General features: G+C 58.6%; 24 protein-coding genes. 11 read left to right on the plus strand and 13 right to left on the minus strand.

Annotated elements, in window-relative coordinates; genetic code table 11:
* Positions 1 to 70: 70 nt before the first annotated feature.
* The 7 genes from ABXH05_RS12375 to ABXH05_RS12405 all read right to left on the minus strand — a co-directional run bounded on the left by ABXH05_RS12375 (position 71) and on the right by ABXH05_RS12405 (position 5890).
* Positions 71 to 616: a hypothetical protein gene (locus ABXH05_RS12375; protein ID WP_353561275.1), complete on the minus strand. Its 546-nt coding sequence runs from the start codon at positions 614 to 616 to the stop codon at positions 71 to 73.
* 180 nt (positions 617 to 796) lie between these two features.
* On the minus strand, positions 797 to 1960 hold the full coding sequence (locus tag ABXH05_RS12380) for a DUF3089 domain-containing protein (RefSeq protein WP_353561276.1): 1164 nt from the start codon (positions 1958 to 1960) through the stop codon (positions 797 to 799).
* A gap of 69 nt (positions 1961 to 2029) precedes the next feature.
* Positions 2030 to 2623: a YceI family protein gene (locus tag ABXH05_RS12385; RefSeq protein ID WP_353561277.1), complete on the minus strand. Its 594-nt coding sequence runs from the start codon at positions 2621 to 2623 to the stop codon at positions 2030 to 2032.
* Positions 2623 to 3420: an enoyl-CoA hydratase/isomerase family protein gene (locus ABXH05_RS12390; protein ID WP_353561278.1), complete on the minus strand. Its 798-nt coding sequence runs from the start codon at positions 3418 to 3420 to the stop codon at positions 2623 to 2625. Before ABXH05_RS12390 ends, ABXH05_RS12385 begins: the two co-directional genes overlap by 1 nt.
* Positions 3421 to 3441: 21 nt before the next feature.
* Positions 3442 to 3831, minus strand: a complete 390-nt coding sequence (locus ABXH05_RS12395) for a DUF6285 domain-containing protein (RefSeq protein WP_353561279.1) — start codon at positions 3829 to 3831, stop codon at positions 3442 to 3444.
* On the minus strand, positions 3831 to 4826 hold the full coding sequence (locus ABXH05_RS12400; protein ID WP_502947746.1) for a phosphotransferase family protein: 996 nt from the start codon (positions 4824 to 4826) through the stop codon (positions 3831 to 3833). Before ABXH05_RS12400 ends, ABXH05_RS12395 begins: the two co-directional genes overlap by 1 nt.
* Positions 4827 to 4858: 32 nt before the next feature.
* The gene (locus tag ABXH05_RS12405; protein ID WP_353561281.1) at positions 4859 to 5890 is read right to left on the minus strand and encodes a DUF7064 domain-containing protein; all 1032 of its coding nucleotides are present in this window, start codon (positions 5888 to 5890) and stop codon (positions 4859 to 4861) included.
* Positions 5891 to 6048: 158 nt separating this feature from the next.
* On the opposite strand from ABXH05_RS12405, the gene ABXH05_RS12410 reads away from it, so the two are divergent.
* Positions 6049 to 6771, plus strand: a complete 723-nt coding sequence (locus ABXH05_RS12410) for a DUF502 domain-containing protein (RefSeq protein WP_353561282.1) — start codon at positions 6049 to 6051, stop codon at positions 6769 to 6771.
* Positions 6772 to 6774: 3 nt separating this feature from the next.
* Entirely contained in the window at positions 6775 to 7113 is a 339-nt protein-coding gene (locus ABXH05_RS12415; protein WP_348140376.1) for a cupin domain-containing protein, read from the plus strand.
* On the opposite strand, the gene recG is transcribed toward ABXH05_RS12415, so the two are convergent.
* On the minus strand, positions 7095 to 9230 hold the full coding sequence (gene recG, locus ABXH05_RS12420; protein WP_353561283.1) for an ATP-dependent DNA helicase RecG: 2136 nt from the start codon (positions 9228 to 9230) through the stop codon (positions 7095 to 7097). The genes ABXH05_RS12415 and recG overlap by 19 nt on opposite strands.
* Before the next feature lie 101 nt (positions 9231 to 9331).
* Positions 9332 to 10213, minus strand: coding sequence for an alpha/beta fold hydrolase (locus ABXH05_RS12425; protein ID WP_353561284.1), 882 nt, complete (start codon positions 10211 to 10213; stop codon positions 9332 to 9334).
* A 120-nt stretch (positions 10214 to 10333) separates the two neighbouring features.
* Between ABXH05_RS12425 and ABXH05_RS12430 the strand changes: the two genes are divergently transcribed.
* Together ABXH05_RS12430 and mfd are read left to right on the plus strand one after the other, a co-directional pair.
* Entirely contained in the window at positions 10334 to 10645 is a 312-nt protein-coding gene (locus tag ABXH05_RS12430) for an FAD assembly factor SdhE (RefSeq protein WP_353561285.1), read from the plus strand.
* A gap of 12 nt (positions 10646 to 10657) precedes the next feature.
* Positions 10658 to 14227: a transcription-repair coupling factor gene (gene mfd, locus ABXH05_RS12435; protein ID WP_353561286.1), complete on the plus strand. Its 3570-nt coding sequence runs from the start codon at positions 10658 to 10660 to the stop codon at positions 14225 to 14227.
* 14 nt (positions 14228 to 14241) lie between these two features.
* Here the strand turns inward: mfd and ABXH05_RS12440 are convergent, their stop codons facing one another.
* Positions 14242 to 14886 (minus strand): DsbA family oxidoreductase, encoded by a 645-nt coding sequence (locus ABXH05_RS12440; protein ID WP_353561287.1) that lies wholly within the window; start codon positions 14884 to 14886, stop codon positions 14242 to 14244.
* Positions 14887 to 15050: 164 nt separating this feature from the next.
* Between ABXH05_RS12440 and ABXH05_RS12445 the strand changes: the two genes are divergently transcribed.
* Both ABXH05_RS12445 and ABXH05_RS12450 read left to right on the plus strand, forming a co-directional pair.
* The gene (locus ABXH05_RS12445) at positions 15051 to 15815 is read left to right on the plus strand and encodes a glucose 1-dehydrogenase (RefSeq protein WP_353561288.1); all 765 of its coding nucleotides are present in this window, start codon (positions 15051 to 15053) and stop codon (positions 15813 to 15815) included.
* A gap of 448 nt (positions 15816 to 16263) precedes the next feature.
* Positions 16264 to 18348: a HAMP domain-containing methyl-accepting chemotaxis protein gene (locus tag ABXH05_RS12450; RefSeq protein ID WP_353561289.1), complete on the plus strand. Its 2085-nt coding sequence runs from the start codon at positions 16264 to 16266 to the stop codon at positions 18346 to 18348.
* 64 nt (positions 18349 to 18412) lie between these two features.
* Here ABXH05_RS12450 and ABXH05_RS12455 read toward each other — a convergent pair whose 3' ends face one another.
* Entirely contained in the window at positions 18413 to 19939 is a 1527-nt protein-coding gene (locus tag ABXH05_RS12455) for a class I adenylate-forming enzyme family protein (RefSeq protein ID WP_502947747.1), read from the minus strand.
* Between the two features lie 168 nt (positions 19940 to 20107).
* On the opposite strand from ABXH05_RS12455, the gene ABXH05_RS12460 reads away from it, so the two are divergent.
* From ABXH05_RS12460 to ABXH05_RS12475, 4 genes are all read left to right on the plus strand, one after another.
* Entirely contained in the window at positions 20108 to 21238 is a 1131-nt protein-coding gene (locus ABXH05_RS12460) for a CaiB/BaiF CoA transferase family protein (protein WP_353561291.1), read from the plus strand.
* Between the two features lie 33 nt (positions 21239 to 21271).
* The gene (locus tag ABXH05_RS12465; protein ID WP_348140348.1) at positions 21272 to 22009 is read left to right on the plus strand and encodes a histidine phosphatase family protein; all 738 of its coding nucleotides are present in this window, start codon (positions 21272 to 21274) and stop codon (positions 22007 to 22009) included.
* A 40-nt stretch (positions 22010 to 22049) separates the two neighbouring features.
* Entirely contained in the window at positions 22050 to 22568 is a 519-nt protein-coding gene (locus tag ABXH05_RS12470; RefSeq protein ID WP_353561292.1) for a DUF4174 domain-containing protein, read from the plus strand.
* Between the two features lie 73 nt (positions 22569 to 22641).
* On the plus strand, positions 22642 to 23229 hold the full coding sequence (locus ABXH05_RS12475) for a VOC family protein (RefSeq protein WP_353561293.1): 588 nt from the start codon (positions 22642 to 22644) through the stop codon (positions 23227 to 23229).
* An 86-nt stretch (positions 23230 to 23315) separates the two neighbouring features.
* Here the strand turns inward: ABXH05_RS12475 and ABXH05_RS12480 are convergent, their stop codons facing one another.
* Positions 23316 to 25130 carry an extracellular solute-binding protein gene (locus ABXH05_RS12480; protein WP_353561294.1) on the minus strand — a complete coding sequence of 605 codons (1815 nt, stop codon included), beginning with the start codon at positions 25128 to 25130 and terminating at the stop codon, positions 23316 to 23318.
* A gap of 327 nt (positions 25131 to 25457) precedes the next feature.
* Between ABXH05_RS12480 and ABXH05_RS12485 the strand changes: the two genes are divergently transcribed.
* Positions 25458 to 26063, plus strand: coding sequence for an invasion associated locus B family protein (locus ABXH05_RS12485; RefSeq protein WP_353561295.1), 606 nt, complete (start codon positions 25458 to 25460; stop codon positions 26061 to 26063).
* A gap of 30 nt (positions 26064 to 26093) precedes the next feature.
* On the opposite strand, the gene ABXH05_RS12490 is transcribed toward ABXH05_RS12485, so the two are convergent.
* Positions 26094 to 26222, minus strand: a complete 129-nt coding sequence (locus ABXH05_RS12490; protein ID WP_275450965.1) for a hypothetical protein — start codon at positions 26220 to 26222, stop codon at positions 26094 to 26096.
* Positions 26223 to 26315 lie beyond the last annotated feature (93 nt).

Genomic DNA, 26315 nt, shown 5'->3' on the forward strand with positions numbered 1-26315 from the left:
CCACGACGCTCGTTGCAAAAGAAAAGGCCGGGGAAATTCCCCGGCCTTTTTTGTGCGCTGGTGCGGTTGCCTAGTTGATCTGGCGAACCGCGAAACCTTCGAAGCTTTCAGCCACATCGTCGTCGATCATGTGGCTATAGGCCAGGTCCAGACCATTATCGGTCAGGGTCCGCTTGTAGACGCGGTAGTTGGCTTCGTCAGAGCGCTTGAACGACAGCATGGTGATGGTGAGGGTGTCGCCGGCAATACGTGCCCAGGCACAGCCGACCTGTGACACCGGATTGCAGTCATCCTGCGCTTCAAAAACGCCGGGCTGATCTGTTGGATCAAACACCAGGGTCATGGAGTGCTGCTCTTCTTCCCCGGCTGACCACAGCACTTCACGCTGCGAGACGATGAAGCCGCTGGCACCCTTGGGATAGATCTGCACATCAAGGTCTGTCCCGCGGAAATCCACATTCTCCATGGCACCGGTCGTGGCCGTTACGCCGTCGCCCAGCCACTGGCCGAGGAATGGCTCAATGCCGGTAAATGCATTGGCAGACGGCGCGCCGAACATTGCAGCCATTGCTGCCAATGCGGCTGCCAGACGGAGTCTGGCCGTTGTTTTCTTCATGGTTTTCTCTCCCCTAGGCCCGGCAGCTTTTGCGCTCGAGCTGTCACGCTTCCATCCCGGATGGTCCGTCATTTGGGTGCGGACTCGTTTCCTTGGATGAAAGCCTAGCGCTGCTGCGACCAAACGCCAACGGGGCAGGAGTGCGGTGCAGCAATTACGCGGACACACGTGCGTATATGGCTACTGAATCGCCATATATGCTGCAGCGCGCAATGCTGCGTTCTCGCGGATCGAGCCATAGAAGAGATTGTAGTCGTAGACGTGGTAGTCCTCATTCTCGAACACCAGTTCACCGAACTCATCCGGCGGCAGCTGGTCCATGTAGGCAATGCCGCCTCGGCACTGGACTAAGACATCCAGCACCTGCGGGTCGGCCAGCCGGGTCACGGGCTGTTCCTCGCCCAGAGCGGCCGCATAGGGCAGGGCACCTTTGTGAAGGTCGCCGCCGGCAGCCTCGCCATTGTCGCTCCAGCTAAGTGGATTGGTGCAGTTGATGGCGCGCCCGGCGACAGGCACGAGGTCGCTGCCTTCCCAGATGCGCTGCTGATCAAACCACACCTTGGGGTCCCCATCGGGCCCAAAGGAATTGAAGCTGACAAGGCAGCCCGTCTGGTCAGGCTCCGCACACGGAGGAACATGCGCCAGCAATCCGTCAAACAGGTGGGACGGCATGGACATGCCGACAGGATAGGCCGCAACAAGTCGCTGCTTGAGCTCAGGGCGCTTGAGATAGTCCTGCATCAGGCGAATGAGATGCAGTGAGCCCTGACTGTGGGCGGCAAGGATAAAGGGGCGCCCATTGTTGTAGAGGCGGATATAGGTCTCGAAGGCGCGTGCGACATCCTGATAAGCAAGGTCGAGCGCCAATTCTCCCTGCGGCTCTTCAAGCTCTGCCCAGGGTTCCATGAAGGCATAGATGGCAGCCTGACGGTATCGCGGCGCATACACCCGGCCAGCCAGATTGTACGCACTCGCCTGATGGGCCATCACCGCATTGTCGATGATGTAGCGAGAGGCCACGTCGTTGATGTCCGCGTTCCATGCCTCACTGGTGAGGAAGGTCGTGGGGTGGATAAAGAAAACGTCGATCCGTGCTGCTTCATCCGCGACTGCCGGTGACATGCCTGCTGGACTCAAATCTGCCGTGTCTGCGCGGCCGGGCATGGCGGCCCAGGCTTCGGGCGTTTCATAGTCCGGTGCCGCAGGCGGTGTGAACTCGGCGAATGGTTTTCCCGGATTTACGTAGTAGGCAACCAACTCCCCGCGGAACAGGTACGCGGCAGCACCGCCAATCGCAATCAGCGCGACAAGTCCCGCTGCTCCCCAAGCCAGATATCGCAGCACAGTTTCGTCCTTCTCTTAAATCACAGTCGATGCTTTTCAGCGCCGCAGGTCGGTCAGAATGTCCGGCGGCTACTCGTCGTCGCGCTGGAGCAGTTCGGTTTCAATCACCAGCGTGATGTCGTCGCCCACAAAACTCAGACCGAAATCCATTCCAAAGTCAGAGCGCTTGATAGCGCCACTGGCTGAAAAACCCCAGCGTGTTGTTCTGGAGGAAAATGGATCAGATGCGGTTCCATTGAAAGCGACATCCAGCACAATTGGTCGGGTCTCCCCCAGGAGCGTGAAGTCGCCGCTGAGTTTTCCTGTCGTTTCGCTGGTCACATCGAGGCCCGTGGCCTTGAAGGTCATGGTTGGATGATCCTCAACATCAAACCATGAGCCGCCCATGAGATTGTCGTCCCGGGCCTTCAGACCGCTGTCGAGACTGGCCACATCGATCGTGAGTTCAACCACCACACCTTCAGGCCGATCAACGTCGAGGACGGCGCGTCCTTCAAACTTCTCGAACTCACCATAGGTCCGTGACAGGCCCAGATGCATGACGCTGAACATGATGTGCGTGTGGCCAGGGTCGAAATCCAGCTGCACGGTTTCAGACCGGGCTGGCGACAAACCAATAAGCACCGCTGCTATCAGCGCGGATACACCAGACAGAAAACGCATCAGGCAATCTCTCCATCGCCGGTCAGAAACTCTTTCATGGCGTCCATGGCTTCAGGATCATCCGCCAGCAGGCGCATAAATTCCGCGCGCTCGTCAGCGAGCCCCTGTGACAGGGTTTTCTGGGTTGCCGACTTCACCAGCATTTTCGCCGCCGCAAGGGAGCGGGGCGTCTTTTGCGCCAGCTCCTTGCCCAGACCTACAGCGGCGGCGACCACATCGCCAGTCTCAAATCTGTGAACGAGACCCAACTCTGCCGCTTCCTCCGGGCCGGCGACGCGACCGCGCAGGATCATCTCCAGTGCCCGTGCTTCCCCAATGACGCGGGGCAGCCGCTGCGTGCCGCCGGCGCCGGGAAAAATGCCGATATTGGTTTCCGGCAGACCAATCGTGTAAGCGCCCTGGCCGGCGATCCGGAAATCACAGCACAGCGCAAACTCAAAACCACCGCCCATGCACATGCCGTTGATGGCGGCGATGGTGGGCTTGGGGCAATTATCGACGCGATTGAACAGAATGGAGATGTCGGTCTCTGCGGCAGCACTTTCCACAATGTCGTCAACGCTGCGCCCGGTGGATTTGACAAAGTCACCTGCCGCGATGATCTCCTCCACATCGTAGTGACGGATAAAGACGTTCGGCAGCCCGCCGGTGAACACAATGGCCCGCACATTGTCGTCCTGCTCATAGGCAGCGACGATGCGATCAAGCTCCTTCACCATTTCCATGTTCATGTAGCCCATGGGCGGGTTTTCAAAGGTTACGATGGCAACCGGGCCGTCATCAGACATCATGATCATGACTTGTCTCCTGCTGAGGGGTTACACATCGAGCGTATTGGTCTGCTCAATCGCTCTTTTGTATGCAGCGTAGCGCGGCTGATCGATGGACAGTTTGGTGAGCGTCGTGGCCCAAAGATGATCCGCCAGGTGGGGCGTATCCAGTGTGACGCGTCCTTCGCGGATCTCCGTGCAGAGCTCTTCGTTCAGATCCTGCAACATGCCACCATGGCCCAACAGGCCTTCAAGGCGTTCAGATTCCTGCGCGTTATCACTGGGCGCGATGGCCAGTTCGCGTTCGACGATGGCAAGCGCGTTCGCAGCCACGCGGGCGTGGAAAGCGTCGTGGCCTTCCAGCTTCGGCATCGCCACTTTTTCTAGGAACTCGCGCACGGCTGTCACGAGATCATGGGCTGCTGGTTGGTCCTGCATTATTTTTGTCCTCCGCGCGGCGCCAGAAGGGTGAGTAGGTCAATCTCCGTTTCAGATGACCGCCTGCCAATGGCCGCCCGCTCTACAGAGCGGTCCATGCCACTGGTGAAGGCCGACACCATGATCATGCACATGATGCCCCATTTGAGCGTGCCCAGAACTTCCCAGTATTTGACACGCTCAGGATCGACGGTGGCACCGCCGGCGGCTTCATATCCGGCGAACATATCCTCGCGAGAGCCAAAGCCTCCTACCGGATTGTCAATTTCGCCAAAGCGCCAGGAGTTGACGCAGATCCAGCCTAGATCCTCCATCGGATCACCCACATGGGCGAGTTCCCAGTCGAGCACGGCACGCACACCATCCGCCCCGATCATCAGATTGCCATTGCGGAAGTCACCATGCACAAGGGTCAGGCTGTCATCCGTCGGCAGGTTGTCTTCCAGATATCTGAATGCCAGCTCGAAGACCGGGTGCGGGTGCTTCATCGAGTTGTAGATGTCGCGGTACTTGTCGATTTCAGACCGGGCCGGTGACGTTTGTATCTCCGGCAGCGAGCCGCGTGGCACGGCGTGAATGCGGGCAAGGATTTCTCCGCACTGGCGTGCCAGCTTTGGCCGGGCGTCCGCATATTCCGCATCACGCAATATCTTGCGGGCAATGGTTTCGCCTTCAATGCGGTCCATCACAAACCCGTCGCCCAGATCATCGGCATCGGTGAGCACAAGCTTGACCGGGGGAACCGGCACGCCCTGCTTGGCGGCCAGCTGAATGAGCGCCGCTTCGGTCGCCAGAGGAACCGCTGTATCGCGTTTGTTGTTGGTGCTGCCGCCAGGGGCGCGGCGCAGGATCAGGTGATGGTTGTTATGCCCGGCCTGAGCTTCAAATGCCCATGTCTCCTGACTGGCTCCGCCGGACAGCCGACGGACGCCGCCCACATGTTCCGTATTGGCCCAGACACGTCCCAGAGCCTTCTTGAGTGGCTGTGCCAGCACGTGCGGTGTGTCGTCCAGTTTTGCAGCGCTACTCATGACGCGATGCTCACGGGCTTGCCGTCAACGATCTGGTCGAGATATTCCGACAGGCCGTACCCAACCTGACCGTTGCAAGTGTACTCGGTCATGCCTTCGGTGATGCGGGTCAGCATTTCTTCGCCGTCAGGTGTCTTGCGGCGGTTGCGCAAGGGAATGAGCGACATCACCTTGCCTGACACTTCATAGTCGGCGCCGCTTTGCGTCTTGATGCGGGCGGTGAGGGCGGTCTGGTACCAGTTCTCGTCCCAGTCGCTGTCGATCTCGGCATGGTCGATCAGATCGTATTTGCCGTCTTTCAGCACCATGCCGCCCATGCGACTTTGGCCTTCGGCATTTGTCACGATGGAAATCATCATCGCGAAGTCAGCGCCAAAGTTCATCGGCAACCAACGATACCAGTGGATCGCCTGCCAGTACCGTGGTCCCCACGACTTGTCGCGCAGGCCGTGGCCGGAGACGTCAAAGCGTTCATCGCCAATGATGAAGTGCCCCGAAGCGGCCATGTGCTGCTCGTAATGTGCCTTGGCAAAACTCTTTTCCGGATCGATCTCCAGCGAAGAGCCGTCTTCTTTCACGGTCTCACCGCCAAACATCGGCGAGACGCCCTCATAGGCAAGATCAACCTCACAATCGACAATCGGGTTGTTCTTGAAGGCGGCTGCCGGGTCCGCCATCTCGTTGGGATCGGTCAGCACGCAGACCTTGCCCTTGTAGGTGACGCGTAGCTTCTTGAACGGCTCCACGACCTCAAAATGCATGCCGCCGGCCTTAAGCTCCTTGTTGCCGTCGATCTTGGGGCGCGCATACATGAACGCGACTCGCCCGTCCGGCAGATACAGGCAGTTGGTCATTTCGGCGTAGCCCTCATTCGGGCGATTGCCCAGACGGAACCAGCCACCGATCTTCTGATCGGGGTCAAACATGTTGAAATACATGCTCTCATTGTAGTTGGACGCTGCGTCAGGCTCGTGGCAGTACTCGTCTTCAGGCTCCAGGCGGACGCGATATCCTTCAGGGATTTTCATCTGTGTTTCCTCAGGCGAAGCCTCATGGGGCACCGCTCATTTGTTTATCTGCAATGACTTTTCGAGGATCATTCTAGACGTCACAGCGCGGATGACCAGCCGTGCCATTGCGCGCTAGAGTGACGTTTGATCCACCTCAACCCCGAGTCGCAGCAATCATGAGCGATCCACAATCCCCCCTGATTGAACCCAAGGAACCGTCACGCTTCCTGTCGCGACTGCGCAACTACTTTCTGACGGGCCTGGTGGTTGCAGCCCCGGTCACGATTACCGTTGTGCTGGTGATGTGGTTTGTGGATTTCGTGGATGCCTGGTTCACCCCGATGATCCCAGACCAGTATCGCCCTGAGCGGTACCTGGATTTCACGGTGCCGGGTCTGGGCGTCATCATTGCGGTGGTGCTGCTGACCTTGCTAGGGGCCCTGACGGCAAATCTGTTTGGCCGGACGCTGGTCAACTACGGCGAACGGCTGGTGGGCCGTATGCCGCTGGTCCGCAATATCTATGGCGCGCTCAAGCAGATTTTCGAGACGGTCCTCAGCCAGTCGCAACAATCCTTCAGAGAAGTGGCACTCATCGAGTATCCACGTCGCGGCGTCTATTCCATTGCCTTTGTCACGACCGCCGCCAAGGGTGAAGTGCAGGCGCGGGCAGATGAAGAGATGGTGAGTGTCTTTCTGCCGACCACGCCAAACCCGACCAGCGGGTTCTTGCTGTTCGTTCCCCGGCGGGATGTCATCACGCTGGAAATGTCCGTTGAAGACGCAGCCAAGATGGTGATCTCAGCAGGTCTGGTGGCGCCGGAGTTTGATGCCGACGGCACCACGCTGTCCGGCTATCACGTGCGAACGCAGGCTGAAGAAGATGAGCTGCACAAATAGGTCATGACCGGGACCAGTAATCTTTTTTCCGGTCTTCCTGACTCTGCGCTTCCGACAGAACAATTCGATACGTTGCTGGACCACAGTAATGTCAAAATTGAGCGGATCATCTCAACCGGGCACCAGGCACCCGAAACAGGATGGTTTGATCAAGAACAGGATGAGTGGGTCTGTGTTCTTGAAGGAGATGCCAGACTGGAAATTGACGGTCAGGGAGAGACGGCACTTTCACGCGGTGACTGGACACTCATCCCGGCCCATCAAAAGCATCGCGTCACCTACACGCGGACATCACCGCCCACAGTCTGGCTCGCAGTACATATCTACCCGGCGCGCAAGTAGCGGATCGCTTCGTCGCGCTCAAACAGATAGAGCAGCACGCGCAACGCGGCACCGCGTTCTGTCTCAAGTTCGGGGTCCTTGTTGAGGATGAGCTCCACATCATCTCTGGCAGCAGCAATGAGGTCCGCATGGGCTTCCAGAGAGGCCAGTCGGAATTGAGGCAGCCCGGACTGACGTGTTCCCAGAACTTCGCCAGCGCCGCGCAGGATCAGGTCTTCTTCCGCGATGACAAATCCGTCTTCAGTATCGCGCAGGGTGGCGATGCGTTTCTTGGCCATCTCTCCCAAAGGCGTCTTGTAGAGCAGCAGGCAGCTTGATGCGGCAGACCCACGGCCGACACGGCCCCGCAGCTGGTGGAGCTGGGCGAGGCCAAAACGTTCCGCATGTTCAATCACCATGATCGAGGCATTGGGCACATCGACGCCGACTTCGATCACGGTTGTGGCCACTAGAATATCGATCTCACCTGCCTGAAACGCGGTCATGACCTCTTCGCGTTCCGGGCCTTTCATGCGGCCATGGACCATGCCGACCCGCGCACCGAGCGACGCCTTGAGGCCGGCATAGCGTTCTTCTGCGGCAGCAACGTCCAGCACATCGGATTCTTCGACGAGGGGGCATACCCAATAGACCTGGCGGCCCTCGCTGATGGCGCGGCCAAGGCCGGACGTGACTTCATCCATACGTTCAAGCGGCAGGGCACGCGTCGCGATGGGTTTGCGGCCCGCGGGTTTTTCCGTCAGGCGGGAGACGTCCATGTCGCCATAGGCTGTGAGCTGAAGGGTGCGGGGTATCGGTGTCGCCGTCATCACCAGCACATCCGTTCCGGCCACGCCCTTGGACGACAGTTCCATGCGTTCGCGAACGCCGAAGCGATGCTGCTCATCCACCACCGCAACGGCCAGGTCCTTGAACGCCACGCTTCCCTGAAAGAGAGCGTGGGTGCCCACGAGGATGTCTATGTCTCCGGCTTCAGCTGCAGCCACAATGGCGTCGCGCGCCTTGCCCTTGTCACGTCCGGTCAGCACGGCCATGCGGATGCCCGCTGCTTCGCAAAGTGGCTCAAGTGTCTTGGCATGCTGGCGAGCGAGGATTTCGGTTGGCGCCATCAAGGCCGCCTGTGCGCCTGCTTCAACGGCCACCAGCATGGCCATGAGCGCCACCATGGTTTTGCCCGAGCCAACGTCACCCTGCAGCAATCGCAGCATCCGGTAGGGCTCTTTGAGGTCTGACTCGATTTCCGCCACGGCCACACGCTGGCCACGGGTAAGCTCGAAGGGGAGGGCATCTTCAACCCTGCGCCGCAATGTCCCGTCACCGGACAGCGGCCGGCCACGGCTGCGCTTCATTCGGGCACGCACCAGCGCCAGCGCCAACTGGTTGGCCAGCATCTCGTCATAGGCCAGGCGCGCACGCGCAGGGTGACGCGGATTAACTGACTCGGGACTGTCTGGTTGATGGACCGCCTTAACCGCCTCATGCCAATGGGGATATTTCTGCTGTCGCGCCCAGGCTGCATCCATCCACTCAGGCAATTCCGGCACTCGCTCCAGGCCTGCCAGAATGGCCTTGGTCAGCACCTTGCCGGAGAGGCCTGCGGTCAACGGATAGACCGGCTCATAGGGCGGCAGCTTTGCCGCATCTTCCAGCGTCAGCATGTGGTCAGGATGGGTCATCTGTATCTGACCGCCATAGGCCTCGACCTCGCCGGAGATGACGCGTTTTTCGCCTTCCGGCAGCGTGCGGCGCAGATAGTCTTCGCGGGCATGAAAGAAAGTGAGGGTGATTTCACCGGTCTCATCCGTACACGGAATCCGGTAGGGCGCACGACTGCCGCGCGGCGGCGCGTTATGCGGCCCGATCGTGACCTCAAGAGTGGCAATCACGCCGGGCTGCGCGTCAATGATGTGCGGACGGTTGCGGCGATCAATCAGCCCGACCGGCAGGTGCCATAGCAGGTCCACGACCTTGGGACCGGTCAGCTTTTCCAGCAGTTTTTGCAGGCGCGGGCCGATACCGGGCAGCTTGACGGCGTCCGCGAACAGCGGAAACAGCGCCTCGGGGCGGCCCTTGGGGGGCACGGCTTTGGCGTTTGATGTGGTGGACGGCGGGGTCATGGATCATCATTTAGCATGATCCCCGAGGGCCTGTCCGCCCATCGCTCGCTTATCAAGGCAGATAAAACCAGCGGACACTGTTGGGCCGAACGCCCACCGCCCTAAAGATGGCTGATCAGTTTTTGAATGATCTCATCTTTGAAATTCAGCACGATGGAGAAGTGACCGTCATCTTCTGTAAAGGTGGCTTCGATGTCCGGCACCCGCGCGGCGTAGTACCGGCCGATGGATGAGGGCACGACCGTGTCTGCATGGCCGTGCCACAAATAGGTCGGCACCTGTATCTCGGAGATGCGCCAGCCCCAGGGGCTGCCATAGATGCGGCTGTCACTCGACATGCCGGCAACACCGCTGCCGATCGCTTCCCGCCAGCTGGCCAGCATCAGGCGGCTCATGTCGCTTTTCATGAGATCTTTGTCGGCTTCGGCCCGCGGCTGCTTGGCCCGATAGGCAGCAGCGCGACGCATCCAGTTGTCATCCATCACAATGGCGCGCCCGATGCCAAACAGCGCCTGGCGGGCAATGGGACGACGGGCGAGGTTGGTTAGCATCTTCAGCCGCCCCTGGCTCATGCCGGGCGCTTCTGGTGGTCCCAGTGGGCAGACGAGTGCTGCCGCCACCACGCGGTCCGGCAGCCAATGGGCGCAGGCGGCGGCATAAGGTCCACCGCCTGACACGCCCATGACGGCAAACCTGTCTATGCCCAGATGGTCCGCCAGCGCGGCAACATCCTTTGGAAAATCCGCCAGCTTGCGGCGGCGCTTGGGGCTTGAAAGGCCATAGCCCGGGCGATCAATGCCAATCAGCCGTGCGCCCTCGATGGTCAGAAAAGAGGCCTCAAGCCGCGACCCGGGAAAGCCATGCAGATAGAAGACAGGCGGCAGGGTCTGGTCGCCGGTATCGGAATAGCCAAGTTTACGGCCATCGGGCAGAGGAGCGGTCAGCCGGGCATTCTGGCTCTTGATCGTCTCGAAGGCGTTCATTTAGCGGGTATTTCCAGCGTTTAGCGGTCATTTGACGGACAAGCGGGTGGCGAGATTGTGTGGGCGATATAGCTATCAGGGGGCTGACTTACAGCCCCTCAACAAGGTATATCGCACGCCATGACCGACAACACGCCTTCATATGAGTCTTCAAACCTCGACGACGACGCCCGTCGCCGCCGGATCAAGTTCCGTGCGTGGCACCGTGGCATCAAGGAGAATGACCTTATCCTTGGGACATTCGCTGACGCCTACGTCGAAGAATTGACCACGGATGACCTCACGGATTTCGAGCGGCTCATGGAAGCGCCGGATCAGGACGTCTATGGGTGGATATCGAACACCAAGCCTGTTCCTGACGAATACAAGACCAATCTGATGACGCGGCTCCAGTCTCACATCGTGCCACAACGCACACGGCTTGAACGCTAGACGGACGATCCGATGAATTCCTCCCTCACACACGCACCGGGCCATGGGACGGCGGCGGACGGACAGTTCGTCTCTGCTGCCGGACGCCTTACCACGGGCGGTGTGCCGGAGGGCTTTGATGCCATCGCCCTAAGCGATCTGGCGCGGGCGCGTGGCGAGCTCGTTGTGCACATCGCCCGCGATGAACCACGGCTTGCGCGGCTGAAGGAAGCGTTGCGCTTTTTTGCGCCGGACCTGCCGGTTATCGAGCTGCCGGGGTGGGACTGTCTGCCCTATGACCGCGTCTCGCCAAACAGCGATGTGATTGCGCGGCGCATGGCGGCACTTGCAGAGCTTGCCGGGCGTAACGAGACTTCCGGTCCGGCTGTTCTGATTGCGACAGTGAACGCCACGCTCCAGCGCATGCCGTCACGCAGCACCATGGCACAATCAAGCTGGCGCGCGGAGCAGGGCGACCGTATCGACCTGGACGCCTTGTTGGCCTATCTGGGCCGTGACGGATATCTGCGCTCAGGCACGGTGCGTGAACAGGGCGAGTTTGCCGTTCGCGGCGGCATCGTGGACATCTTCCCGCCTGGCTTTGAAGAGCCGGTCCGTCTTGATCTGTTCGGCGATACGCTTGAAGGCGTGCGCTCTTTTGATCCCGAGACACAGCTGACAACCGGCAAACTTGATCGCGTCGAGCTGGTGCCCGCCACAGAAATTCTCCTCGACGAAGAAACCACCCGGCGGTTCCGTGCCGGCTACGTCCAAAACTTCGGCACGGTTACCGGCGAGGACCCGCTTTACGAAGCGGTCAGTGAAGGACGTCGTCATCAGGGCATGGAGCATTGGCTGCCGCTCTTCCACGAAGAAATGGCCACCCTGTTTGACTATGCCGGGCCCAGCACGGTCATTACGCTTGATCCTCTGACGGAAGAAGCCGCTGGCGAACGCCGCGAGATGATTGATGACTACTACGCGGCCCGCACCGAGGACGCTGATGTCAGCCAATCGGTGGCCAAGGCTTCGAAGAAGAAGAAAAATGCTGGTGCTGCCGGGTTTGACGCACCGGCCTATCGCCCCATGCCGCCGGACTCGCTCTATCTGACAATGGACGAGTTGAAGGCGACACTTGGGGAACATCCAACCCGTGCGCTTTCCCATTTCGATGTGCCTGATGGTCCTGATGCCCTGGACATGGGCGCGCGGCCGGGTCGTGACTTTGCGCCTGAGCGCAAAGCAGAAAACGCAAACGTCTTTGACGCGCTACGCGGACATATCAATTCGCTGAAGAAAAACAGTAAGCGCGTGGTTCTGGCTGCCTGGTCAGACGGGTCTGCTGAACGCATGAGCCACGTGCTTGGCGAGCATGGCATTCAACCGGTTGTCATTGCGGATGACTGGAAGGACGCGCAAAGCCTGCCAGCGTCAACCGTCGCTCTGGTCGTCCTTGGCCTTGAGACAGGCTTTGAGACACCAACAACCGCCATCATTGCGGAGCAGGACATTCTGGGAGACCGGCTTGTCCGCACGCGCAAGGCACGCCGTGCGCAGAACTTCCTGTCCGAGGTATCAAGCCTCAGTCAGGGCGACTTCGTGGTGCACGTGGACCATGGCATCGGCCAGTTCACCAGCCTTGAAACCATCGAAGTGCAGGGCGCACCTCATGACTGCCTGCTGATTGTCTATGCGGGCAATGACAAGCTCTATCTGCCGGTAGAAAACATCGAGCTTCTGTCGCGCTACGGGTCGGATGACACGGAAGTGCAGTTGGACAAGCTTGGCGGCGGCGCCTGGCAGGCCCGCAAGTCCAAGATGAAGGAGCGCATCCGCGAGATTGCGAACCAACTCATCGCTGTCGCTGCCGCCCGGGCGCTCAAGACCGCGGAACCTGCCGTCCCCGCGCCGGGTCTCTATGACGAGTTCTCCTCACGCTTCCCCTATGAGGAAACCGAAGACCAGCAGAACGCCATCGGTGATGTTATTTCTGATCTTGCCGAGTCCAAACCAATGGATCGCCTGGTGTGTGGCGATGTGGGCTTCGGGAAGACCGAAGTTGCGTTGCGTGCAGCCTTTGCTGCTGCCATGTCCGGCAAGCAGGTAGCGGTCGTCGTGCCCACGACCTTGCTGGCCCGCCAGCACACCAAGACCTTTACTGAGCGCTTTGCGGGCTGGCCGCTCAAGGTTGCGCAGCTGTCCCGTATGGTCACCGCGAAACAGGCGGATGAAACCCGCGAAGCCATGGCGTCCGGGGATTTGGATATTGTGGTTGGCACCCACGCGCTGCTGGCAAAGTCGATCAAGTTCAAGGATCTGGGCCTGCTGATCGTTGATGAAGAGCAGCGCTTTGGCGTGACCCACAAGGAACAACTCAAGCAGCTCAAGGCCGACGTGCATGTGCTGACGCTGACCGCAACGCCGATCCCGCGCACCCTGCAGCTGGCGCTCACCGGCGTGCGCGAACTCTCTTTGATTACGACGCCGCCGGTGGACCGGCTGGCAGTTCGTACCTTTGTCACGCCGTTTGACCCGGTGGTCATTCGTGAAGCTTTGCTGCGCGAGCGGTATCGCGGTGGACAGAGCTTCTATGTGTGCCCGCGGATCTCAGACCTGGCGGATGCGGAAGCTTTCCTCAAGGAATATGTGCCGGAAGTAAAATCCGTTGTGGCCCATGGCCAGATGCCACCGGGCGAGCTCGATGACATCATGAATGCGTTCTATGACGGCAAGTATGATGTGCTGCTGTCGACGACGATCGTGGAGAGCGGTCTCGACATTCCCACGGCCAACACCATGGTGGTGCACCGGGCGGACCGGTTTGGTCTGGCGCAGCTCTATCAGCTGCGCGGCCGGGTCGGGCGCTCGAAGGCGCGTGCGTTTGCCTATTTGACGGTCCCGCCAAACCGCACCCTGACCGTCAACGCCGAGAAACGCCTGAAGGTTCTCCAGTCACTGGACTCGTTGGGTGCCGGTTTCAATCTGGCAAGCCATGACCTTGATATCCGCGGTGCCGGCAACCTGCTGGGAGACGAGCAGTCCGGACACATTCGTGAAGTCGGCTACGAGCTGTATCAGCACATGCTGGAAGAAGCGGTGGCGCAGGCGCGGGCAGGGGGCCTCGACAAGGAAGAGGGCGAATGGTCACCCCAGATCAGTGTCGGCACGGCGGTTCTTATACCGGACACCTATGTGGCTGATCTTGACGTGCGCATGAGCCTTTATCGCCGTCTGGCATCCCTTGAAGAGCATCAGGAAATTGAAGGCTTTGCCGCTGAGCTTATTGACCGCTTCGGGCATCTGCCGGGCGAGGTGAAGCATCTGCTTGAGATCGTTGAGATCAAGCGCCTGTGCCGAGCGGCCAATGTGGAGAAGATTGACGCGGGTCCCAAGGGCTGCGTCATCAGTCTTCGCAACAATGAGTTTGCGAACCCGGCAGGCCTTGTTCAGTTCATCAATCGCGCCCGTGGGGACGCCAAGCTGCGGCCCGACCACAAGATTGTAGTGAAGCACAACTGGCCGGACGCGGAAGACCGCCTCAAGGGCACCCGTGCCGTCATGGAAGAACTGGCAACGCTCGCAGAGGGTGGCTCGGGGGCCTAGTTGCTATCGGGGCGCTATTGGGCAGCCTGCTCGCTGAGCTTCGCCTGCACCTTGTCGATGGCCCGCAAATAGCCTTCGGTTTCCTGCGCGCCAACCACCGCAAACTTGCCTTCAAACAGGAAGGTGGGAACGCCGGAGATGCCCATTTCACGGGCCTGATTGGCTTCGTTGGCGACGAGGTCCGCATCCTTGTTGTGAAGCAGCAGATAGGCCACCAGCTCATGGTCCATGCCTGCTTCCTTGGCGGCATCGACCAGAACCTTACGGTCACCAATGTCCTCGCCATCCTCGAAATAGCGACGGAACAGGATTTCAACGATCTCGTTTTGTGTCCCGGCACTTGCCCCCCACCGGATCAGCCGATGCGAATCAAATGTATTAGGCGAGCGCTGAATTTTGTCGAAAGCCAGGGTAATTCCAGCTTCGTCTGCCGCCTCTCGAATGACGTTGCCGACCTCCTTGGAGCGGTTCTTGCCAAACTTGGCTTCCATGTATTCGCGACGGTCCACGCCTTCAGCGGGGATCGTCGGGTCCAGCTGATAGGGGCGCCAGCGCAGGTCGATTTCAATGTCGGGGCGTTCAGCCTTTGCCATGTCGAAGCGGCGTTTGCCGATGTAGCACCACGGGCAGACGGTGTCTGATACGACGTCAATGAACATGAGATGGCCTCCCATTCAGCCAGAATTCGAAAATCTGTTTCGAGGTCATTATGGCCGCAAGCGGCACTCAGGCCAAATCACGCCCTGCTGAGCATGATGTTGACGCGGCGCGACGGATTTCTAGGATGCGGCTCCCTTGTTCGCAGCCATCCCGGAGCCTTCCAATGACCGATGCCCATGTATTTGACCTGACAGGCAAGACAGCCCTCATCTCCGGCACTACTTCAGGGTTCGGGCGGCACATGGCCATCACGCTGGCCAAGGCGGGCGCCCATGTGGCCATTACGGGTCGGCGGGTTGAGCGGTTGGATGAGCTGAAGAAGGAAATTGAGGCCTTTGACGGGCGGGCATTGCCGATCGCTCTTGATGTGACCGACATGGACAGCATCAAGACCTGCATCGAGACCTGCGAAACGGAACTCGGCCCGTTGGACATTCTCGTCAACAATGCGGGCATGAACATCGACCAGATGGCCACGGATGTGACCGAGGACTCTTATGACACGGTGATGGATACCAACCTCAAAGGTTCATTCTTCATGGCGCAGGAAGCTGCGAAACGAATGATCGAGAAAGGTCGTCCCGGGCGCATCATCAACATCGCATCCATTGGCGGCCACACAGTTCTGCCCGGCTTGTCTGTCTACTGCATGTCAAAGGCATCCGTCCTGATGATGACCAAATCACTGGCACGCGAATGGGCGCGATACGACATCAATGTCAACGCCCTATGCCCGGGCTTCATCGAAACAGAGCTCAACGCACACTGGTTCGCCACCGAACCCGGCCAAAAGCAGGTGAAGGGGTACCCGCGGCGACGCCTGGGTGAAATTGCGGATCTGGATGGGGCTTTGTTGCTGATGGCGTCAGATCAAGGCCGGATCATCACTGGTACGTCACTAACCATTGATGACGGTCAATCGCTGTAGTTTCGCGTTGCATCTACCGGTTCCTAAGTGAGCCGTGCCGGATGGATGGAGAGAGGGGACAAGGTACTCCGGATAGTCCACCAGCACGGCTCAAAAGGATGCCTTCCTAGCGAAGACAGGACAATTTACGGAGGCTGGCTCCTTCCGGATCACTGCAACTCGACTTTTTTCTGAAAAAATTCTTCTCGTGATACGTGCATTCCAAAAACGCGAGTTTGGCTTCAAAATCGAGAGATTCTTGGAATTTTCGGCCAAACCACTGCCTACAAGCGTGCTTTGCAGCCAATTGCTCGCTTAAGTAGTTCATACGGTTTTAACTCAACCTGTCACATTCTCTAAACCAGAAGTTGTCCTCTTGCCGGGGCAACGGTCAGGTTTGATGACTTGTTGCTGTTCGATACAGCGGTTTCATCGGACCTGATTCACACCTTTCTGGACGGGGACCCAGATGAACACTTCAAAGTTGGCAGCCGTGACAGGCTCACTGAAATCCGCTGGAAAAAGCGCCGGTGGTTTTTTCGGATTCATGAACAATCTCAAGATTTCAACGCGCGTCTTTGGCGGTTTCGGTATCGTCCTGGCGTTGCTCACTCTTGTTGGCGGGTTGTCCGTTTTTGCCCTTGGCGATGCGGAAGAGACCTTCACCGAATATCGCTCTCTGGCTCGCCAGGCGAACGCGGTAAGCATCGTGCAAGCGCACCTGCTGACCACTCGCATCAAGGCAAAAGACTTTATCATCACCAAGTCCGACAGCGCTGCTGACGCAGTCCATAAATATGTCGATCGCACCATTGCAGACATCGAACATGCGCTTGAGGTCGTTCAAGACCCAGACCGGCGTGAAATGCTGCTCAAAATGGAAGAAGAAATGGCTACCTACGAGGTCCATTTCGATCACGTCTTAGAACTGAACGCAAAGCGCAATGAGCTGGTTACGACAGTGCTCGACAAGGCTGGACCTCGTGTCGAGTCAGAACTTTCGCAAATCATAGAAAGTGCTTACAGGGACGGAGACGCGGAAGCAGCGTTCCTGGCAGCCGATGTCCGGCGCAATCTGCTCATGGCTCGGCTCCATGCATCGAAGTATCTGGTGGACAACCGCGAAGAGTCCTACGAGCGCGTCATGTCTGAGTTTTCTGCTCTGGCCACCAAGACGGATAGTCTTCTTGGCAGCCTTCAGAACCCGGAACGCCGTGCACTCGCAGAAGATGCTCTCCTGTATGTGGGTAAGTATCGCGCCTCCTTTGACGAAGTGCACACGACCATCGTGGAGCGCAATGAAGTCATCACAGGCAAACTGGATGTGATTGGCCCGAAAATCGCCGAGGCCATCGAAAGCTATGAAATGTCCATCCAGTCCGAGCAGGACACTCTTGGACCTCAGGCCGCTGCCAACATCCATGCATCGGTGATTGTTGACCTGGTCATTGCAGGGGCCAGCCTGGTCTTCGGCGCCATCATCGCTTGGATGATTGGCATGGGTATTTCTCGCCCGATCAACCGTATGACTGCGGTCATGAAAGAACTTGCCAATGGCAACAAAACCATCGACGTACCGTCACGGGATCAAAAAGATGAAATCGGCGCCATGGCTCAGGCTGTTCAAGTCTTCAAGGAAAATGCACTTGAAGTAGATCGTCTGAACGAAGAGCAGGCAGAGCGTGACCGCAAGGCAGAAGAAGAAAAGCGTCAGGCCATGATGTCTCTTGCTGACGACTTTGAATCTTCGGTCAAACAGGTCGTCACAAGCGTATCCAACGGCGCTTCGGACATCACGACTGCGGCTCAGCAACTCACAGCTGCTGCAGAGAGTGCCACGCAGAAGTCGACAGCCGTTGCTGATGCCTCAACTGAAGCATCTGGCAATGTGCAGACGGTCGCTGCTGCATCTGAAGAAATGTCCAGCTCTATTCAGGAGATTGCACGTCAGGTTTCAGATTCAACACGCAGCACGGGTGAAGCCAAGGATGAAGTCGAACAGACCGACGCCGTGGTCCGAGACCTTGCTGACGCTGCCCAGAAAATTGGCGAAGTTGTTACGCTGATTTCTGACATTGCCGAGCAGACAAACCTCCTGGCTCTCAATGCGACGATTGAGGCTGCACGGGCAGGGGAATCCGGCAAGGGCTTTGCGGTTGTTGCGTCCGAGGTCAAAAACCTTGCGCAGCAGACGGCCAAAGCAACTGGTGAAATTGCTCAGCAGATTGATGGCGTGCAGAGCACAACTGATACCGCGGTGCAGGCCATTGGCCGGATCAAGGACACCATCATGAAGGTGGACGAGATCGCAAGTTCAATCTCGGCAGCTGTGGAAGAACAAACCGCAGCGGTGGCTGAAATTTCAAACAGCACGCAGCATGCCGCACGCGGCACGCAGCAGGTGAATGAAAACATCGGTGAAGTTCAGCGCACATCAGAGGAGACAGGCACCGCGGCCCGTCGTGCCCTTGATACGGCGACGGACCTTTCCGGCCAGTCAGAAGATCTTCGCCAGAAGGTCGAACAGTTCCTGGGCCGCGTGCGCGCTGCCTAGGTCATAGTCAGACACAACAATTGGCGGGCGTCCGGTTTATTCCGGGCGCCCGTTTTTGCTTATGCTACAGGCGTCGTGGCAGCTGTTTGCGCGCCAGTTTGCCATTGGCGGTGCGGGGCAATTCATCAAGGAAGCGGATTTCTCTTGGACGCTTATAGGGCGCCAGATTTTTTGCGGCATGGGCCAACAAGTCTGCAATCTCCGGTGTGGTTCCTTCGGGCTTCACGAATGCGGCAATCAGGTGGACGCCGGACGACACTTCCACTTCACGCACGGCCACCTCATGGACACCGTGGTGACTTAGAAGTGCCGCTTCTACTTCTGCCGGACTCACGCGGTAGCCCTGCGCATTCATCACGTCATCAGCCCGGCCTTCAAACCACACATAGCCATCTTCATCCATGTGGGCGAGGTCGCCCCCACAAAACCAGTCGCCGCGCCAAACCTGCGCGTCTTCTTCAGGGCGCTTCCAATAGCCAAGCATGAGCGCAGGGTCCGTCCGGTGGACAGCCAGCAAGCCCGTCTCACCGGGTGGGAGAGGTGTCGCATCCACCGTTTCATCAGCTGGCAGAATGGCGACGCAGCGTCCCGGCTGGGGTCGTCCCGGCGATCCAGGTCGCGGGGGCGTGACAGGACCAGATGAGATGTAAGTGGAGCACTCACTCATGCCCAAAGCTTCAAAGAGCGGCAGGCCTGTCGTGTGAGCCCAATCTGCAGCTACCTGGTCAGGCAGAGGTTCACCGGCTGTGAGGCCATGGCGCAATGTTGGAATACCGTGGCTGATATCGCTGTCACGCAATAGCTGTCGATAGAGACTTGGCACAGCCGCAAACAACGTGCCTTTGTGAGCACGTATCAGGCGCGGCCAGACATTGATGTCCTTTGGACCGTTGTAGAGAACCGTCGCCGCACCATTGGCCCAGGGATCAGACAGACCAACGCCCAGGGTGTATGTCCAATTCACGGCCCCTGCATGCACCATCACATCATCCGACGTCAGGCCATACCAGCCGTCGACCATGGGCTTTCGGCCCCAGACGCTTCGATGCGCATGCAGCACCCCCTTTGGTGTGCCGCTGGTGCCTGACGTGTACACCAGAAAGGCGGGATCATCCTTGTGCGTATCCGCATATCCAGCGCCAGGTGTCTGAGCCAGCTCTGCAATGTCCGGCGGCAGGAGCGAGGGCGTCTGGCCGTTCTCGATTGGCAGGTCTGGTGAAAGTGCGATCAGAACCGCACCTGAGTTTTCCAGAACGAAGGCTGCCTCGGATGCAGTCAGCTGCGCGGATGTCGGCACCGGCACAAAGCCCCCGGCAATCGCACCGAAGAACATCAATGCAGCTTCCGGCGTGTTGCCCATGCGTATGAGCAACCGGTCTCCCTTTGAGAGGCCCCGTGCCACAAGCCCGGCAGCGATACCCTGAACCGCGCGATCAATAGCGGCATAGCTCCAGCGGTCCGGCTGTCCCTCACCATGCTCAATCGTCAGCGCAATTCTGGCGGGATCGCGATGGGGGGCTGGGGCAAGACAGAAGGCCGCCATGTTGAATTCTTCAGGCGGCACGTCGCCCGTATAGTGGTGTTCGTTCATAGCGGCGGTATAGAGCGCGGGGCCGCAGCGCGCCAGTCTTGCCCCCGCGTCACCAGGTTTACGCAGGGTCACGCTAGGCCGCATATGAGCATTTGCTGGACCCCTCCCAAGCGGCTAAAACCGAACGCAACAAAGCTATTTGCATCAACACAATCGGGAGAGATCGTCATGGGTAAAGGACCGCTTTCAGGCGTCAAGGTTCTGGAGTTTGCAGGCATCGGCCCGGGACCGTTCTGCGCCATGCTGCTGTCAGACATGGGCGCGGAAGTCATTCGCATTGACCGCAAGGGATCTCGCGGCGGGTCCAAGTTTGACGTCACCGCGCGCGGTCGCAAATCCATTGCGCTGGACCTCAAGAACCCAGACGCCATTGAAACTGTTCTCAAGCTTGTTGAGCAGGCGGACATCCTGCAGGAAGGCTTCCGTCCCGGTGTGATGGAACGCCTTGGCCTTGGTCCGGATGTGGTTCTCGGCCGCAACCCCAAAATCGTCTATGGCCGCATGACCGGCTGGGGTCAGGAAGGCCCGCTGGCACACGCTGCCGGCCATGACATCAACTACATTTCTCTCACCGGCGCGCTTCATGCCATCGGTCCCAAGGAAGGCAAGCCCGTTCCGCCCCTCAACCTTGTGGGTGATTTTGGCGGCGGTGCGCTTTACCTCGCCATGGGCATGCTCGCGGCTTTGCACAGTGCCAGTGCCACCGGCAAGGGCCAGGTCGTCGACACGGCCATGACCGATGGGGCCACGTCGCTTATGTCCATGTTCTTCGGCTTCATGGCGTCCGGCATGTGGGAAGACGACCGCTATCGCAACATGCTGGATGGCGGTGCGCATTTCTATGACACCTATGAATGCTCGGACGGCAAGTTCGTCTCGCTGGGCTCCATTGAGCCGCAGTTCTACGCCTTGCTGCGCGAGAAGGCTGGCCTCAACGACCCGGCCTTCGATGCCCAGATGGACAAGGGTCAGTGGCCGGACCTCAAGGAAAAGCTCGCGACCGTCATGAAGTCCAAGACCCGCGACGAATGGTGCGAGATCATGGAAGGCACGGACATCTGCTTTGCGCCGGTCCTGTCCATTGGTGAGACGATCAATCACCCCCACAACGCGGCACGCAAAACCGTTGTTGAGATTGATGGTGTTGCACAGCCCAACGTGGCGCCACGCTTCTTTGGCACACCGTCAGAAATTCAGGGCCCACCCCCAGAAGCTGGCGGCAACACCGACGAAGTCCTGGCGGCGTGGGGCTTTTCATCAGACGACATTGCGGGCCTGAAAACCAAAGAAGCGATTTAGGTCCCTTATCTATCCTAGTTTGGAGTAAGCGGCATGAGTGCATTGCCGGGCACAACGGGCCGGCGGCGCATCTATTTGATGCGTCATGGCCACGTGAACTATTTTTCTCGCCAGGTGCGGGAGACCGGCGACACCTCACTGGTGCCGCTTACCGAACTGGGGCAGGCCCAAGCCAAGGCGGCCGGTCAGGCGTTGGCCCATGTGACGTTCGACCGCGCGATCTGCTCTGGCTATCCGCGCACGGAACAAACAGCAAAGCTCGCGCTTGAACAGCTGGACACGACTGCGCCGGAGCTTGAATACGACCGGCGTCTTGTTGAAATCCACGGCGGTGGTTTTGGGCCGGTCATGGAGCAGGATGACATTGCGTCCGTCATGACCTTCACATTTGATCAGGCCGCCGAACCTGACGCGAAGATGGGGCCTGCGGGTGAAGTCTTCGGTGACGCAATGGACCGCGCTGTCGAGGGCATCAATGATCTCCTCAACTCACCCAACTGGCACACAGCGTTGGTGGTTGCCCATGAAGGCATCAACCGTCTGCTGCTTGGTTGGTGCACCGGCAATGGCCTGAAAGCCATTCAGGCGTTTGAACAGGACCCTGCCTGTATCAACATCATTGATATGGACCTGGTGCCCAAGGAGACAGGTGAGGGGACCGAGATCGTCCGCAAGATCATCAAGGCCGTGAACGTGACGCCTTACAACTACGTGAAGCACGGCATGAACATGACGAGCCTCGAGGCCATTTTTGCCCGTGATCCGGCCTAGGCCACTTGGCACGCAGGCCCATGCCCCTATGTCTTGGGATATGACCTGGAAAACATGCCTTGTAACCACACTGGCCGCAGCAACGGCTTCGCTCTGCGTGACACCAACCTTTGCCCAGATCGATCGATTAGAAAGGACCTACCGTCCCATCATCATCGTGGCGGAGGCCAGCAACGACCCAGTGCTCGACGACATTCGCATTGTGCTGCGGCAGTCACGCGACGCGCTGGCGGATCGTGACGTCATGGTGATCACTGTGGTCGGCGATGATGTAACCGCCTGGGACCCCGCGCTTGATGAGGCGCCGGGCCACTCTTTCGACGCCACCCGCCTGCGCACGTCATATGGCCAGGCTGGAGCTCCGATCTCCATTACGCTTGTCGGCAAGGACGGTGGCATCAAGGATCGGGGCACTGTGCCCAGCGACATCCAGGACATGGTGGACCTGATTGACACAATGCCTATGCGGCAACGCGAGATCGAAGACCGCGAGCGTGAAATAGAGCGTCGTGAGGAAATCGAAAACCGCATGTGGGGCGGCGAGACTTTCGGCAGATAGACCATATGCCGGTGGGATTTTCACATCGCAGACAACGCGCTAGGCTCTGCCCAAACATATTGGGAGAAACGCCATGAAAGAGCTGCTTGGAACCGTCGATCACATCGATGAAATCAAGACCGCCGCACCGAAAATTGCAGGCATCCACCACTCCGCTTTTCGCTGCCGTGACGCAGGGGAAACGCGGAAATTCTATGTCGATATCCTGGGGCTGGAAGACGGTGCCGCGCTGGCCTTCGACAAGGATCCGGCAGGTAATGACCGGCCCTACATGCACCTGTTTTTCAAGATGGGCGACGGGAACTTTCTGGCGTTTTTTGATGAGCCCAACTCGGTGAAGGAAGATCTTTTCACCATGAAGGACGGCATTGAGGATTATCACTTCGCCTTTGAAGTGGCCTCGATGGACGAACAGGCGCAGTTCAAGACGCGGCTTGAAGAAGCAAAGGTCCCCGTTTTTGGACCAATCGATCATGAGTTCTGCCACTCGATCTATTTCTTTGACCCCAACGGTCTGGCGCTCGAAATCACGGTTCGCGACGCGTGCCACGACAAGTACATGGCGGAAGAGGGTGCAGAAGCGCGCGCAGCCATTGCCAAGTGGACGGCGAAGACCGAGGCCATGAAGCAGGCAAAGCTGACACCTGCAGCAGCGGAATAGCTGGCGACACAGGTACCCGTTCAAAGAAAAGGCCCCTTCAGCATTGGTTGCTGAAGGGGCCTTTTGCTTGTGCGCTTGGCGCCGGTCTAATTTGTACCTGCGGCCCACCAGGTATCAAAGCGAACAAAGTTAGGCTGCACCTGCGGGTGATCGAGATTGTTCCAGCGCGCCACCCACTGGTCGGGCGCGTGATAGAGAGGGATCACGTAGTGACCGGACAGCAGGACCCGGTCCAATGCCCGCACTGCAGTCACGAAATCCTCGCGCTCGCGAGCCTCAAGCATTGCTGCGATCATCGCATCCACAGCCTCTGATTTTACGCCCATATAGTTGCGCGTGCCGTCCGTGTCCGCACTGTCGCCGCCCCAATAGAATGATTGTTCGTTGCCCGGGCTCAGGGACGCGGACCAGAAGTTGAAAATCATGTCGTAGTCATAGGTCTGACGGCGCTGCTGATACTGACTTGAATCCACGTTGCGGATTTTTGCATCGATGCCCAGTCGTTCCAGATTGCGAGCAAAGGTCAGCGCGAGGCGTTCGTCTTCCGGACTTGCGACCAATATCTCAAATGCGAATTGCGCGCCCGATGCATCGACCAGCTTGGCATCCTGAACGGTGTAGCCAGCTTCTTTGAGAAGTGCGAGCGCATCACGCATCTGAGACCGGTTGCGTCCTGACCCATCCGTTCGTGGTGCCACATATCCCGACGCCATGATTTCCGGTGTCACCGCATCAAGGAAGGGTGCAAGCAGGGCCTTTTCAGCCGGGCTGGCTGGACGCCCCGCCGATGACAATTCAGAATTGTCATAGAAGCTCTGGGTCCGCGTGTAGAGTCCGTAGAAGAGGTTCTTGTTGATCCACTCAAAGTCAAACATCATGCCCAGCGCCTTGCGGACCTTGATATCCGTGAAGACATCGCGGCGCGTGTTGAACACCAACGCACGCATGCCTGACGGTGTGCTCTTCTTGAGCTGCTCGCGGATGATGCGGCCATCCTTGACCGGCGGCACGTCATAGCCGGTGGACCAGCGCGTGGGATCATCCTCGATGCGCAAAGTGTATTCGCCGGACTTGAAAGCCTCGAAGGAGGCGTTCGCATCCCGAAAGTAATCGTAGCGAATGCGATCAAAATTATTGTGGCCGCGTGCGGCGGCAACGTCCTTGCCCCAATAGTCAGGGTTGCGCACAAAGGTGATGCTGCTTCCTGGATCGACATTGCCGATCGTGTACGGCCCGGACCCGATCATTGGCGTGAGACCTGTGCGCGTAAAGTCCTGCCCCTCATACACATGCTTGGGCAGGATCGGCATAAGCCCCATGATCAGGGGCATTTCCCGATCGCCTTCTTCGGTGAAGGTGAGGCGTACCGTCCGGTCGCCGGTCTTCTCCATTGAGGCGACTTTGCCGTAGTAGAACTTGTGGTTTGGACGCCCCTGGTCACGCAGCGTTTCGACGGTGAAAATGACGTCATCCACCGTCACCGGCTGTCCATCAGAAAAGCGCGCTTCCGGACGCAGGGTGAACTCAACCCAGCTACGGTCATCCGGCGTTGTGATGGTTTCAGCGATCAATCCGTAAAGCGAAAACGGTTCGTCATAGGCGCGGCCCATGAGGCTCTCAAAGACATGCCACCGGATACCGGCTGCGGACGACCCGCGGATGATCATCGGGTTAAGGCTATCAAACCCACCAATTGCAGCCAGCTTGATCTCACCTTCCTTTGGCGCCCGGTCATTCACATAATCATACCGGGTAAAATCAGCCGGGTATTTCGGGGAACCATGCATGGCAATGCCGTGCTGCGGCGTCTGAGCCTGAGCACCGGCAGTAACCGCAAGGCTCCCGGCAAGGAAAGTCAGAAGTGTGAGAAGCATCCGCCGCATGACCATAAAAGCGCCCATCTTTGTTTTCATTTTCATCCCGCTGGTTTGGTAGCGAGTCGCATACATTCGAAGATTGGCCCGTAACCCGGACATTCAGCAATATCGCAATCGGCAATACTGGGTTTGTTCATCTAAACGCAGGCATGCTGAGTTTTGATGACAGGCCAACAGGGCCGAATTTAGGCAGTTTCAATCACCAGACTGCGCCTCCAGCGGTGCGGTCATTATGCTTAACAGCGGTTGATCTGCTGGTTGATTTGACAGGACAGAGCATGCCGCGTTAGCGGTGGTGCGCAATCGAAGCCCGGCCAAGGCCGGGAACGCACAGAATACAGGAACACAGACATGATCCGCCACACGATCCGCCGTTCAATCCGCAGCTTCATGAACCCTCAGAAACTGGGTGTCGCTGCAGGTGCTGCTTTGATTGCTCTTGCCGGGTTTGGCAGTGCACACGCACAACAGGCGGACGGCGCCAAGGTTGAACCTTCCATTGTGGAACAGCATGGCATGTGGGTGTTTGAGTGCACGCCCTCAGAGGGCAAGGAATTCTGCTCGATGCAGCAGGTTCTTTCCAATGCGGACACCAAGGAAGTGCTTCTGCATGTGACGATTGCCTATCACCCGCGTACGGCTGACCTACTGATGGTATCGCGCACACCGCTTGGTGTTGAGCTGCCGCTTGGCGTTGGACTGCAGGTAGATGAAGGCCAGCAGATGGCAGCGCCATACACCAACTGCACAACGGCTGGCTGCCGGGCCACAGCTCCCTTGAGCGCGGATCTTGTGAACACGCTCAAGAACGGCAACACCATGAAAATCTCATTCGGCTATCGCGGTCAGCGCATTGATGCGCCTGTATCGCTGACGGGTTTCACCGCAGCATATGACGCGATCTCAGCCCGCAAGCCTGTTGCAACGCAGCCGTCGCTGGCAGCACCTGCGCAGTAACGCGCAGGCGGCCAGCCGGGGATACGTCGCTTAGTCTGCTGCGGAACCGAACGGGTCCGAGCGATCTGCTGCAACCATTGAGCAGACGAAAAGCGTCACTGCAAAAGACAGCATGCCGACGCCGACCATGGCGAGATAGGCAATGTTTCCGGTATCCATAATGTGAACTCCCATTGAGCGAAGGCCGAATGTGCCTGCGCATCTTCAACACACCCAAAGGCTATGGGCGGGGGGCCGGGAGTCGCTTTGATC

The sequence above is a fragment of the Pyruvatibacter sp. HU-CL02332 genome (genome assembly GCF_040362765.1).
GTDB lineage: Bacteria > Pseudomonadota > Alphaproteobacteria > CGMCC-115125 > CGMCC-115125 > Pyruvatibacter.